General features: G+C 69.7%; 12 protein-coding genes. 1 reads left to right on the forward strand and 11 read right to left on the reverse strand.

The window, feature by feature from the left end; all coding sequences use genetic code 11:
* Nucleotides 1–12: 12 nt before the first annotated feature.
* Genes nuoK through ACSURM_RS15740 form a run of 11 tightly spaced genes read right to left on the reverse strand, consistent with a single transcriptional unit; the run spans nt 13 to nt 10,794 of the window.
* Nucleotides 13–312 carry an NADH-quinone oxidoreductase subunit NuoK gene (nuoK, locus tag ACSURM_RS15690; protein ID WP_030778338.1) on the reverse strand — a complete coding sequence of 100 codons (300 nt, stop codon included), beginning with the start codon at nt 310–312 and terminating at the stop codon, nt 13–15.
* Nucleotides 309–1,154 (reverse strand): NADH-quinone oxidoreductase subunit J, encoded by an 846-nt coding sequence (locus ACSURM_RS15695; RefSeq protein ID WP_436955644.1) that lies wholly within the window; start codon nt 1,152–1,154, stop codon nt 309–311. The genes nuoK and ACSURM_RS15695 overlap by 4 nt, the downstream gene beginning before the upstream one ends.
* Nucleotides 1,151–1,801, reverse strand: a complete 651-nt coding sequence (gene nuoI / locus ACSURM_RS15700; RefSeq protein ID WP_436955646.1) for an NADH-quinone oxidoreductase subunit NuoI — start codon at nt 1,799–1,801, stop codon at nt 1,151–1,153. The genes ACSURM_RS15695 and nuoI overlap by 4 nt, the downstream gene beginning before the upstream one ends.
* Nucleotides 1,794–3,158 carry an NADH-quinone oxidoreductase subunit NuoH gene (gene nuoH / locus ACSURM_RS15705; protein WP_436955648.1) on the reverse strand — a complete coding sequence of 455 codons (1,365 nt, stop codon included), beginning with the start codon at nt 3,156–3,158 and terminating at the stop codon, nt 1,794–1,796. The genes nuoI and nuoH overlap by 8 nt, the downstream gene beginning before the upstream one ends.
* Nucleotides 3,155–5,659 carry an NADH-quinone oxidoreductase subunit G gene (locus ACSURM_RS15710; protein ID WP_436955650.1) on the reverse strand — a complete coding sequence of 835 codons (2,505 nt, stop codon included), beginning with the start codon at nt 5,657–5,659 and terminating at the stop codon, nt 3,155–3,157. The genes nuoH and ACSURM_RS15710 overlap by 4 nt, the downstream gene beginning before the upstream one ends.
* The gene (gene nuoF, locus ACSURM_RS15715) at nt 5,656–7,002 is read right to left on the reverse strand and encodes an NADH-quinone oxidoreductase subunit NuoF (RefSeq protein ID WP_391342218.1); all 1,347 of its coding nucleotides are present in this window, start codon (nt 7,000–7,002) and stop codon (nt 5,656–5,658) included. The genes ACSURM_RS15710 and nuoF overlap by 4 nt, the downstream gene beginning before the upstream one ends.
* Complete coding sequence (nuoE, locus tag ACSURM_RS15720; protein WP_359048799.1) at nt 7,002–7,784, reverse strand: NADH-quinone oxidoreductase subunit NuoE; 783 nt, start codon at nt 7,782–7,784, stop codon at nt 7,002–7,004. The genes nuoF and nuoE overlap by 1 nt, the downstream gene beginning before the upstream one ends.
* Complete coding sequence (locus tag ACSURM_RS15725; RefSeq protein ID WP_436955653.1) at nt 7,781–9,106, reverse strand: NADH-quinone oxidoreductase subunit D; 1,326 nt, start codon at nt 9,104–9,106, stop codon at nt 7,781–7,783. The genes nuoE and ACSURM_RS15725 overlap by 4 nt, the downstream gene beginning before the upstream one ends.
* Nucleotides 9,103–9,870, reverse strand: coding sequence for an NADH-quinone oxidoreductase subunit C (locus ACSURM_RS15730; protein WP_436955655.1), 768 nt, complete (start codon nt 9,868–9,870; stop codon nt 9,103–9,105). The genes ACSURM_RS15725 and ACSURM_RS15730 overlap by 4 nt, the downstream gene beginning before the upstream one ends.
* A complete protein-coding gene (locus tag ACSURM_RS15735; RefSeq protein WP_007383964.1) occupies nt 9,867–10,421 on the reverse strand; it encodes a NuoB/complex I 20 kDa subunit family protein in 555 nt (184 codons plus the stop codon). The genes ACSURM_RS15730 and ACSURM_RS15735 overlap by 4 nt, the downstream gene beginning before the upstream one ends.
* 13 nt (nt 10,422–10,434) lie before the next feature.
* Nucleotides 10,435–10,794, reverse strand: a complete 360-nt coding sequence (locus ACSURM_RS15740) for an NADH-quinone oxidoreductase subunit A (RefSeq protein WP_003992243.1) — start codon at nt 10,792–10,794, stop codon at nt 10,435–10,437.
* A gap of 741 nt (nt 10,795–11,535) precedes the next feature.
* Between ACSURM_RS15740 and ACSURM_RS15745 the strand changes: the two genes are divergently transcribed.
* Nucleotides 11,536–12,402, forward strand: a complete 867-nt coding sequence (locus tag ACSURM_RS15745) for a C40 family peptidase (protein WP_436955658.1) — start codon at nt 11,536–11,538, stop codon at nt 12,400–12,402.
* Nucleotides 12,403–12,427 lie beyond the last annotated feature (25 nt).

Consider the following 12,427-nt stretch of genomic DNA (forward strand, 5'->3'; position numbering starts at 1 on the left):
TCTTCCGACCCCTTACAGCTTCATCAGGCTGGCGTCGTCGACCGAGGCCGAGTGGCGGGTGCGGAACAGCGACACGATGATCGCGAGGCCCACCACGACCTCGGCGGCGGCGACGACCATCGTGAAGAAGGCGATGATCTGTCCGTCGAGGTTGCCGTGCATCCGGGAGAAGGCGACGAACGCGAGGTTGCAGGCGTTCAGCATCAGCTCGACGCACATGAAGACCACGATGGCGTTGCGCCGGATGAGGACGCCGGTCGCGCCGATCGTGAACAGCAGGGCGGCGAGGTAGAGGTAGTTGACCGGGTTCACTTCGACGCCTCCTCGGGCCGCTTGAACGTCTCCGGCTCGATGGCCCGGCGCTCCAGGCGTTCCTCCGCGCGCTGCTCCAGCGCCCGCAGGTCGTTGAGCGCCTCGGTGGACACGTCACGGATCTGGCCGCGGGCGCGCAGCGTCTTGCTGACGGTCAGCTCGGACGGGGTGCCGTCGGGCAGCAGGCCCGCGATGTCGACCGCGTTGTGCCGGGCGTAGACGCCGGGGGCGGGCAGCGGCGGGATGTACGTGCCCTCGCGGATGCGCTGTTCGGACAGTTCGCGCTGGGTCTTGGCGCGCTCCGTGCGCTCCCGGTGGGTGAGCACCATGGCGCCGACGGCCGCCGTGATGAGCAGCGCGCCGGTGATCTCGAAGGCGAAGACGTACTTGGTGAAGATCAGCGACGCCAGTCCCTCGACGTTGCCGCCGGCGTTGGCCCGGCCGGTGCCGTTGAACTCCTTCAGGGAGGCGTTGCCGATGCCGGCGAACAGCAGGACGCCGAAGCCGACCCCGCACAGCAGGGCCAGCCAGCGCTGGCCCTTGATGGTCTCCTTCAGGGAGTCCGCGGCCGTGACGCCGACGAGCATCACCACGAACAGGAACAGCATCATGATCGCGCCGGTGTAGACGACGATCTGCACGATGCCGAGGAAATAGGCGCCGTTGGCGAGGTAGAACACCGCCAGGACGATCATCGTGCCGGCGAGGCAGAGCGCGCTGTGCACGGCCTTCTTCATGAAGACGGTGCACAGGGCGCCGATCACCGCGATGGTGCCGAGGACCCAGAACTGGAAGGCCTCACCGGTGGAGGTGGTGTAGGCGGCGAGGTGCTGCGCGCTCATCGGCCGATCACCTCCTGCGAGGCCGGCTCGTCCTCGCCGAAGGTGGCGGCGGCCTCCTGCGGACCCTCGCCCTTGGAGACGGCGGGCTGCCGGACGGTGCCGGGCGCGGCGTGGGTGACCAGGCCGCGGTAGTAGTCCTGTTCGTCCGTCCCCGGGAAGATGGCGTGCGGGGTGTCGACCATGCCCTCTTCGAGGCCGGCGAGCAGCTGCTCCTTGGTGTAGATGAGGTTGGCGCGGCTGGAGTCGGCCAGTTCGAACTCGTTGGTCATCGTCAGCGCGCGCGTGGGGCACGCCTCGATGCACAGGCCGCACAGGATGCAGCGGGCGTAGTTGATCTGGTAGACGCGGCCGTAGCGCTCGCCCGGCGAGTAGCGTTCCTCGTCGGTGTTGTCGGCGCCCTCCACATAGATGGCGTCGGCGGGGCAGGCCCAGGCGCACAGCTCGCAGCCGACGCACTTCTCCAGGCCGTCCGGATGGCGGTTGAGCTGGTGCCGTCCGTGGAACCGCGGAGCCGTGGTCTTCTTCTGCTCCGGGTACTGCTCGGTCAGCCGCTTCTTGAACATGGCCTTGAAGGTCACGCCGAAGCCGGCCACGGGGTTCTGGAAGCCGGGCTTGATCTGCCCGGACTCCTGGGGCTCCTCAGCCATCGGACGCCTCCTTTCCATCCGAAGTTCCGTCACTGACAGTGTCCGGCCCACCACTGACAATCAGCTCCCGCTCCCGGCGCGGGCGGCGCCTGGGCACCGGCGGCACCTGCTGTCCGGGCAGCGGCGGTACGGGGAATCCGCCCGCCATGGGATCGAAGACCGGCTCCCGGGCGGCGGGCGGCCCGGCGGTCCTGTTCTTCTCGCGGAACATGTCGGCGACGAAGGAGACGAGCAGCAAGGCGAGGACTCCGCCGCCGACGTAGAGGGCGATGTCGGCGAAGTCGTAGTTCTCGTTGCGCAGCGCGCGGACGGTCGCGACGAGCATCAGCCAGGTCACCGAGACCGGGATGAGGACCTTCCAGCCGAGCTTCATCAGCTGGTCGTAGCGCACGCGCGGGAGGGTGCCGCGCAACCAGATGAAGAAGAACAGCAGCAGCTGGACCTTGACGACGAACCAGAGCAGCGGCCACCAGCCGTGGTTGGCGCCCTCCCAGAAGGTGCTGATCGGCCAGGGTGCGCGCCAGCCGCCGAGGAAGAGGGTGGCGGAGACGGCCGAGACCGTCACCATGTTGACGTACTCGGCGAGCATGAACATCGCGAACTTGATCGACGAGTACTCGGTGTTGAAGCCGCCGACCAGGTCGCCCTCGGACTCCGGCATGTCGAAGGGGGCGCGGTTGGTCTCGCCGACCATCGTGACGATGTACAGGATGAAGGAGACCGGCAGCAGCAGGATGTACCAGCGGTCGGCCTGCGCCTCCACGATCCTGGACGTCGACATCGATCCCGAGTAGAGGAACACGGAGGCGAACGCGGCGCCCATGGCGATCTCGTAGGAGATCATCTGGGCGCAGGAGCGCAGGCCGCCCAGCAGCGGATAGGTGGATCCGGAACTCCAGCCCGCCAGCACGATGCCGTAGATGCCGACGGAGGCGACCGCGAGGATGTAGAGCATCGCGATCGGCAGGTCGGTGAGCTGCATCGTGGTGCGGTGGCCGAAGATCGAGATCTCGTTGCCGGCCGGGCCGAAGGGGATCACCGCGATCGCCATGAAGGCGGGGATGGCCGCGACGATCGGCGCGAGGACGTAGACCACCTTGTCCGCGCGTTTGACGACGAGGTCCTCCTTGAGCATCAGTTTGATGCCGTCGGCGAGCGACTGGAGCATGCCCCAGGGGCCGTGCCGGTTGGGGCCGACGCGCAGCTGCATCCAGGCGACGACCTTGCGCTCCCAGACGATGGAGAACAGCACGGTCACCATCAGGAAGGCGAAGCAGAAGACGGCCTTGACGACGACCAGCCACCAGGGGTCGCGGCCGAACATCGAGAGGTCTTCGACGGCGAGGTACGCGGTCATGCCTCCACCTCCTTGGGGGCCGTCTCGGCGGTGGCCGCCGGGCCGATGCGGACGAGGGAGCCGGGCCGCGCCCCGGCGTCGGAGGCGACGCCGCCGCCGGCGGAGTTCAGCGGGAGCCAGACCACCCGGTCGGGCATCTCGGTGATCCTGAGGGGCAGTTCGACCGTGCCGGCGGGGCCGGTGACGGCCAGGGTGCCGCCGTCCTCGACGCCCGCCTCGGCGGCCGTGGCCGCGGACAGGCGGGCTTGTGCGGCGTGCCGGGTTCCGGCGAGCGCCTCATCGCCCTCCTGAAGGACGCCTTGGTCGAGCAGGAGCCGGTGCCCGGCCAGTACCGCCTCGCCGGCCGCCGGGCGGGGCAGGGCGCCCGCGGACTCCATCGGCGGCAGGGCGCGGGGGCCGTCCCACAGGCCGAGCCGGTCGATCTCCGCGCGGGTGGTGCGCAGGTCCGGCAGGCCCAGGTGGGCGTCCATGGCGTCGGCGAGCATGTGCAGCACGCGGGTGTCGGCCGGGGCGAGCCGGCGGGTCATCTGGTCGGGCTTGAGCGCGGCCTCGAAGGAGCGCACGCGGCCCTCCCAGTTGAGGAAGGAGCCGGCCTTCTCGGCGACCGCGGCGACCGGCAGGACGACGTCGGCGTGCGCGGTGACCTCGCTGGGCCGCAGTTCCAGCGACACCAGGAAGCCGACGCTGCGAAGCGCCTCACGCGCGCGTGCCGGGTCGGGCAGGTCGGCGACCTCCACCCCGGCGACCAGCAGCGCGGACAGTTCACCGGCCGCGGCGGCGGCCAGGATCTGGTGGGTGTCGCGGCCGTAGCCCGCGGGGAGTTCGGCGAGTCCCCAGACGGCGGCGACCTCCTCCCGCGCGCGCGGGTCGGTCGCGGGCCGGCCGCCCGGCAGCAGGGAGGGCAGCGCGCCCGCCTCCACGGCGCCGCGCTCACCGGCCCGGCGGGGGATCCACACCAGCTCGGCGCCGGTGGCGGCGGCGGTGCGCACGGCGGCGGTGAGGCCGCCCGCGACCGCGGCCAGCCGCTCCCCCACGACGATGACGGCGCCGTCGGCGCGCAGCGCCTCGGCGGCGCGCGTGCCCGGTTCCTCCAGGCCGACGCCGCTCGCGAGGGCGTCCAGCCACTCGGTCTCGGTGCCGGGGGCGGCCGGCAGCAGCGTGCCGCCGGCCTTCTCCAGGCCCCGGGTGGCGTGCGTGGCCAGCGCGTACACCCGCTGCTTGTGCTTGCGCCAGGCCTTGCGCAGCCGCAGGAAGACGCCGGGGGCCTCCTCCTCCGACTCGAAGCCGACCAGCAGCACGGCGGGCGCCTTCTCCAGGGCGGTGTACGTGACGCCCGTACCGTCCAGGTCACGGCCGCGGCCGGCGACCCGGGCGGCGAGGAAGTCGGCCTCCTCGCCGCTGTGCACGCGCGCGCGGAAGTCGATGTCGTTGGTGTCGAGCGCCACGCGGGCGAACTTGCTGTAGGCGTAGGCGTCCTCGACGGTCAGCCGGCCGCCGGTGAGGACGCCGGCCCGGGAGCGGGCGGCGGACAGGCCCTCGGCCGCCGCCTGGAGCGCCTCGGGCCAGGAGGCGGGCTCCAGCACGCCGTCGGCGTTGCGCACCAGCGGGGTGTCGAGGCGGTCGCGCTGCTGCGCGTAGCGGAACGCGAAGCGTCCCTTGTCGCAGATCCACTCCTCGTTGACCTCGGGGTCGTTGGCGGCGAGCCGCCGCATGACCTTGCCGCGCCGGTGGTCGGTGCGGGTGGCGCAGCCGCCGGCGCAGTGCTCGCACACCGACGGCGAGGAGACGAGGTCGAAGGGGCGGGAGCGGAAGCGGTACGCGGCCGAGGTGAGCGCGCCGACCGGGCAGATCTGGATGGTGTTGCCGGAGAAGTACGACTCGAAGGGGTCGCCCTCGCCGGTGCCGACCTGCTGGAGCGCGCCCCGCTCGATCAGCTCGATCATGGGGTCGCCCGCGATCTGGGTGGAGAAGCGGGTGCAGCGGGCGCACAGCACGCACCGCTCGCGGTCGAGCAGCACCTGTGCGGAGATCGCGACGGGCTTCTCGTAGGTCCGCTTGCGGCCCTCGAAGCGGGACTCGGCGCCGCCGTGCGAGACGGCCTGGTTCTGCAGCGGGCACTCGCCGCCCTTGTCGCAGACCGGGCAGTCCAGCGGGTGGTTGATGAGCAGCAGCTCCATCACGCCGTGCTGGGCCTTCTCGGCGACCGGGGAGGTGAGGTGGGTCTTGACGACCATGCCGTCGGTGCAGGTGATGGTGCAGGACGCCATCGGCTTGCGCTGGCCCTCGACCTCGACGATGCACTGGCGGCAGGCTCCGGCCGGGTCCAGGAGGGGATGGTCGCAGAACCGGGGGATCTCGATGCCGAGCTGTTCGGCGGCGCGGATGACCAGGGTGCCCTTGGGCACGCTGATCTCGATGCCGTCGATGGTCAGCGTGACGAGGTCCTCCGGCGGGAGGGCCGCCTCGCCCCCGCCGGCGGGGGCGCTCGTGGTCACGGTCATGCGTTCACCTCCGGGCGGTCCGCCCAGGCCGTGGACTTGGCCGGGTCGAAGGGGCAGCCCCGGCCCGTGATGTGCTGTTCGTACTCCTCGCGGAAGTACTTCAGCGAGGAGAAGATCGGGGACGCGGCGCCGTCGCCGAGGGCGCAGAAGGACTTGCCGTTGATGTTGTCGGCGATGTCGGCGAGCTTGTCGAGGTCGGACAGGGCGCCCTTGCCGGCCTCGATGTCCCGCAGCAGCTGCACCAGCCAGTACGTCCCTTCCCGGCAGGGGGTGCACTTGCCGCAGGACTCGTGGGCGTAGAACTCGGTCCAGCGGGTGACGGCCCGCACCACGCAGGTCGTCTCGTCGAAGCACTGCAGGGCCTTGGTGCCGAGCATGGAGCCGGCGGCGCCGACGCCCTCGTAGTCGAGGGGGACGTCGAGGTGTTCGTCGGTGAACATCGGCGTGGAGGAGCCGCCCGGCGTCCAGAACTTCAGCCGGTGGCCGGGGCGCATGCCGCCGCTCATGTCGAGGAGCTGGCGCAGGGTGATGCCGAGCGGGGCCTCGTACTGCCCGGGGCTGGCGACGTGGCCGCTGAGCGAGTAGAGCGTGAAGCCCGGGGACTTCTCGCTGCCCATCGACCTGAACCATTCCTTGCCGTTTTTCAGGATCGCGGGAACCGACGCGATCGACTCGACGTTGTTCACCACAGTGGGACAGGCGTAGAGGCCTTCCACGGCCGGGAAGGGGGGACGCAGCCGCGGTTGACCACGGCGGCCTTCGAGCGAGTCGAGCAGCGCGGTCTCCTCACCGCAGATGTACGCGCCGGCGCCGGCGTGCACGGTGAGCTTCACGTCGAGCCCGCTGCCCAGGATGTTCTCGCCGAGGTAGCCCGCCGCGTAGGCCTCGCGCACGGCCTCGTGCAACCGCCGCAGTACGGGGACGACTTCACCACGCAGGTAGATGAAGGCGTGCGACGACCTGATGGCGTGGCACGCGATGACGATGCCCTCGATGAGGCTGTGCGGGTTCGCGAAGAGGAGCGGGATGTCCTTGCACGTCCCGGGCTCCGATTCGTCGGCGTTGACAACGAGATAGTGCGGTTTTCCATCGCCCTGGGGGATGAACTGCCACTTCATCCCGGTCGGGAACCCCGCGCCGCCGCGGCCTCGCAGCCCGGATTCCTTGACGTACGCGATCAGGTCGTCCGGCGGCATGGCGAGGGCCTTGCGAAGCCCCTCGTACCCTTCGTGCCTCCGGTAGACGTCCAGAGTCCAGGACCGGTCGTCGTCCCAGAAGGCCGACAGCACGGGTGCGAGCAGCTTCTCGGGGCTCGGGTCCTTGACCTCGGATACCACCGTCATCACTCCCCCTCCTCTTCTGCCTGGCCCGCCGACGGGGCGTCCGGGGACTGCTGGACCCGCGGATGGACCACGCGCGCGGGCGCGGCCTCTCCCTTGGCCAGGCGGAGGCCCACCAGCGAGGCGGGTCCCGCGCTGCCGCCCTCCTCGACGGCCCCGGGCCGCTCGTCGGGGAAGCCGGCCAGGATCCGCGCGGTCTCCTTGAAGGTGCACAGGCGCGCCCCGCGCGTGGGCTGTACGGCGCGTCCGGCGCGCAGGTCGTCGACGAGGCGCTTGGCGCTGGCGGGGGTCTGGTTGTCGAAGAACTCCCAGTTGACCATCACGACCGGCGCGTAGTCGCAGGCCGCGTTGCACTCGATGTGCTCCAGGGTGACCTTGCCGTCGCCGGTGGTCTCGCCGTTGCCGACGCCCAGGTGCTCCTGGAGGGTCTCGAAGATGGCGTCGCCGCCCATGACCGCGCACAGCGTGTTGGTGCACACGCCGACCTGGTAGTCACCGGAGGGCCGGCGCCGGTACATGGTGTAGAAGGTGGCGACCGCGGTGACCTCGGCCGTGGTCAGGCCGAGCATGTCCGCGCAGAACCGCATCCCGGTGCGGGTGACGTGGCCCTCCTCGGACTGCACGAGGTGGAGCAGCGGCAGCAGGGCGGAGCGGGAGTCGGGGTAGCGCGCGATCACTTCGCGGGCGTCCGCCTCCAGCCGGGCCCGGACGTCGTCCGGGTAGGCCGGTGCGGGCAGTTCGGGCATGCCCAGGCTGATGCCCCGCTCGGAGGAAGAGGTGGTCACCGGTCGACGCCTCCCATCACGGGGTCGATGGACGCGACGGCGACGATGACGTCGGCGACCTGGCCGCCCTCGCACATCGCCGCCATGGCCTGAAGGTTGGTGAAGGACGGGTCGCGGAAGTGGACCCGGTAGGGGCGGGTGCCGCCGTCGGAGACGGCGTGCACCCCGAGTTCGCCCTTGGGCGACTCGACGGCCGCGTACGCCTGCCCCGGCGGGACCCGGAAGCCCTCCGTGACCAGCTTGAAGTGGTGGATCAGGGCCTCCATGGAGGTGCCCATGATCTTCTTGATGTGGTCGAGGGAGTTGCCGAGTCCGTCCGGTCCGAGGGCGAGCTGGGCGGGCCAGGCGATCTTCTTGTCCGCGACCATGACCGGGCCGGGCTGGAGCCGGTCCAGGCACTGCTCGATGATCCTGAGCGACTGGCGCATCTCCTCCAGGCGGATGAGGAAGCGGCCGTAGGCGTCGCAGGAGTCGGCGGTCGGGACGTCGAAGTCGTAGTTCTCGTAGCCGCAGTACGGCTGGGCCTTGCGCAGGTCGTGCGGGAGGCCGGTGGAGCGCAGGATCGGGCCGGTGGCGCCGAGGGCCATGCAGCCGGCCAGGTCGAGGTAGCCGATGTCCTGCATGCGGGCCTTGAAGATGGGGTTCCCGGTGGCGAGCTTGTCGTACTCCGGGAGGTTCTTCTTCATCTTCTTCACGAACTCGCGGATCTGGTCCACCGCGCCGGGCGGCAGGTCCTGGGCGAGTCCGCCGGGCCGGATGTACGCGTGGTTCATGCGCAGGCCCGTGATGAGCTCGTAGAGGTCGAGAATCATTTCACGATCACGGAATCCGTAGATCATGATCGTGGTGGCGCCGAGCTCCATGCCGCCGGTGGCGATGCACACCAGGTGGGAGGACATCCGGTTCAGCTCCATCAGGAGCACTCGGATGATCTCGGCGCGCTCGGTGATCTGGTCCTCGATGCCGAGGAGTTTCTCGACGGCGAGGCAGTAGGCGGTCTCGTTGAAGAAGGACGTCAGGTAGTCCATGCGCGTCACGAACGTGGTGCCCTGCGTCCACGTGCGGTATTCGAGGTTCTTCTCGATGCCGGTGTGGAGGTAGCCGATGCCGCAGCGGGCCTCGGTGACCGTCTCGCCCTCGATCTCCAGGATGAGGCGGAGCACTCCGTGGGTGGACGGGTGCTGCGGACCCATGTTGACGACGATGCGTTCGTCGTCGGCGCGGGCCGCGGACTGGACGACCTCGTCCCAGTCGCCACCGGTGACCGTGTAGACGGTGCCCTCGGTGGTTTCCCGGGCGGCTGCTGACTGGGTGCTGCTCACGAGTACGACCTCCGCTGGTCCGGAGCCGGGATCTGGGCGCCCTTGTACTCGACGGGGATGCCGCCGAGGGGGTAGTCCTTGCGCTGCGGGTGGCCCTGCCAGTCGTCCGGCATCATGATCCGCGTCAGGGCCGGGTGACCGTCGAAGACGATCCCGAAGAAGTCGTAGGTCTCGCGCTCGTGCCAGTCGTTGGTCGGATAGACGGAGACCAGGGACGGGATGCGCGGATCGCCGTCGGGGGCGCTGACTTCCAGGCGGATCAGCCGGTTGTGGGTGATCGAGCGCAGGTGGTAGACGGCGTGCAGCTCGCGGCCCTTGTCGTTCGGGTAGTGGACGCCGCTGACGCCGGTGCACAGTTCGAAGCGCAGGGCCGGGTCGTCGCGCAGGACGCGGGCGACGCGGACCAGGTGCTCGCGTTCGATGTGGAAGGTCAGTTCGTCGCGGTCGACGACCGTCTTCTCGATGGCGTTGCCGGGCAGCAGGCCCTGTTCCTCCAAGGCGCCCTCGAGTTCGTCGGCGACCTCGTCGAACCAGCCGCCGTAGGGCCGGGTCGCCGGTCCCGGGAGCCGGACCGAGCGGACGAGGCCGCCGTAGCCGGAGGTGTCGCCGCCGTTGTTGGCGCCGAACATGCCGCGCTGGACGCGGATCTCCTCGCCGCCCTGGCCGCGCATCCCGGGGAGGTTGGCCGCGGCGAGGTCCTTCTCGGGGTTGACCCCGTTCCCGGAACCGTTCGCGCCCTGGGTGCCGTTCTTCGCGTCGCTCACCGCAGCAGCCCCTTCATCTCGATCGTGGGCAGGGCCTTCAGCGCCGCTTCCTCCGCCTCCCGGGCCGCTTCCTCGGCGTTGACGCCGAGCTTGGAGGACTGGATCTTCTGGTGGAGCTTGAGGATCGCGTCCATGAGCATCTCGGGCCGGGGCGGACAGCCGGGGAGGTAGATGTCGACCGGGACGATGTGGTCGACGCCCTGGACGATCGCGTAGTTGTTGAACATGCCGCCCGAGGAGGCGCAGACGCCCATGGAGATCACCCACTTGGGGTTGGGCATCTGGTCGTAGACCTGCCGCAGGACGGGTGCCATCTTCTGGCTGACCCGGCCGGCGACGATCATCAGGTCGGCCTGGCGCGGCGAGCCGCGGAAGACCTCCATGCCGAAGCGGGCGAGGTCGTAGCGGCCGGCGCCGGTGGTCATCATCTCGATGGCACAGCAGGCGAGGCCGAAGGTGGCCGGGAAGACGGACGCCTTGCGCACCCAGCCCGCGGCCTGCTCGACGGTGGTGAGCAGGAAGCCGCTCGGCAGCTTTTCTTCGAGTCCCATGTCTAAAGGCCCCTCAGTCCCATTCCAGGCCGCCGCGCCGCCATACGTACGCGTACGCGACGAAGACGGTGAGCACGAAGAGCAGCATCTCCACGAGCCCGAAAATCCCCAGGGCGTCGAAGGTGACGGCCCAGGGGTAGAGGAAGACGATCTCGATGTCGAAGACGATGAAGAGCATCGCCGTCAGGTAGTACTTGATGGGGAAGCGCCCGCCGCCGGCCGGCGTGGGGGTCGGCTCGATGCCGCACTCGTAGGCTTCGAGTTTGGCGCGGTTGTACCGCTTCGGACCGATCAGCGTGGCCATGACCACGGAGAAGATCGCAAAGCCTGCCCCGAGGGCTCCCAGTACGAGGATGGGCGCATACGCGTTCACCGCTCCTCGCTCCTCTCAGTCGGCACTGACTGCTGGCGGATCACTGGGCTCACGCGCCTCACCGGTCCCACGAACCCCGCTCGTCCCGGGCGAAGATCGAGAACATGTGAAGCAGGTCACAAGCCCGACTGCCTCGCATCTTATGCCTGTCGCTCTGTGATCTGCGACACGGGGTATTGCACAAGCTTTGTGATCTCCACCACCTGACGAAGGATCATGAAGTCGGATGATGGGTGATCTACACACCGGAAGCGTTCAGTTGATCACCAGAAGTGACATTCCTACTTATCAGCGCAGGCCGGAGGGGTCGTCTCAATATCAAGAGAGTTCCCTCGCATGCAAATTGGTGCTGAGCACAGGCATCTGGTAATGGAGCCCGTTCACATCCAGGAGCGGCCTCCGGCGCGGATGTGAACGCGGATCCCGGCGCGTGCGCGCGTTCACGAACTCCGCACGCGCCGGACGCCGGAGTTCCGTCGACCGTTCCGTGACCTCCGTCACGTCCATGAGAGGGCGATGAGAACCGGGCTTGGCCAACGACCTCAACCAGTGGTAAGCGCGGGGCAATTCGGACGTAATGATCAAAGACCGTGATCAAGGGCTTGATCACTACGGTCCGCAATGTCCGTTACGGCGTCAATAAAGGGCGACACGCCCGGGTTTCCAGGTATCGATTGAGCAACTGTGGCGCACGACACGTTTCTTGAAGATATGAAGGAGCCCCTGGTACCGGTTGTTCCCATGTCCCACACCGCTCACATACGCAGCCACCGGAAGCCCCGCCGCAGCGCGTCGACCCTCGCCGTGCGGGCCGGAGTTGCCGGTGGCGTCCTCAGCACCCTGGCAGTCGCCGGGGCGTCCGGGTCGGCGAACGCGGCCGAGCCGGTGACGCAGACCCTCGAACTGCCCACCCTGACGGCCGACCTGGCCGCTCAGGCGGCCCAGTCCGCGGACGCGACCGAGCAGGCCGCCGCGAACTACCAGCTGCAGGCGGAGCGTGACGCGACCGCCGCCAAGGCCGCGAAGAAGGCCGAGGCAGACCTCGCCGAGGCCAAGAAGAAGGCGGCCGAGGCCAAGAAGAAGGCCGAGGAGGAAGCCCGCAGGGAGGCCGCCGCCCGCGCGTCGCGCACCGCGGAGCGGACCACGCTCTCCGTCTCGGCGGGCGCCGGCACCGGCACCGTCCTCGGCGACAGCGGCACCGGCACGGGTGCCGGCACCAGCACCAGCACCGACACCGGCACGTCCACGGCCACCGGTTCGGCCGCGACGATCGTCAACTTCGTCAGGGCGCAGGTCGGCAAGGCGTACGTCCCCGGCGCCACCGGCCCGTCCGCCTACGACTGCTCCGGCCTGGTGCAGACGGCCTTCCGGCAGATCAACGTCAGCCTGCCGCGCGTGTCGCAGGACCAGTCGACCGCCGGCACCCAGGTCTCGCTGAGCAACCTCCAGCCGGGCGACATCCTGTACTGGGGCAGCGCGGGCAGCGCCTACCACGTCGGCGTCTACGTCGGCGGCGGCATGTTCGTCGGCGCCCAGAACTCCTCCACCGGCGTCGTGGAGCGCCCGCTGTCCTACGACCCGCCCACCGGCGCCGTACGGGTGCTCTGAGCGCACTCCGCGCCCTCCACGCGCA

The sequence above is a fragment of the Streptomyces sp. SudanB182_2057 genome, assembly GCF_964272715.1.
In the GTDB taxonomy this organism is placed as follows: domain Bacteria; phylum Actinomycetota; class Actinomycetes; order Streptomycetales; family Streptomycetaceae; genus Streptomyces; species Streptomyces rubradiris.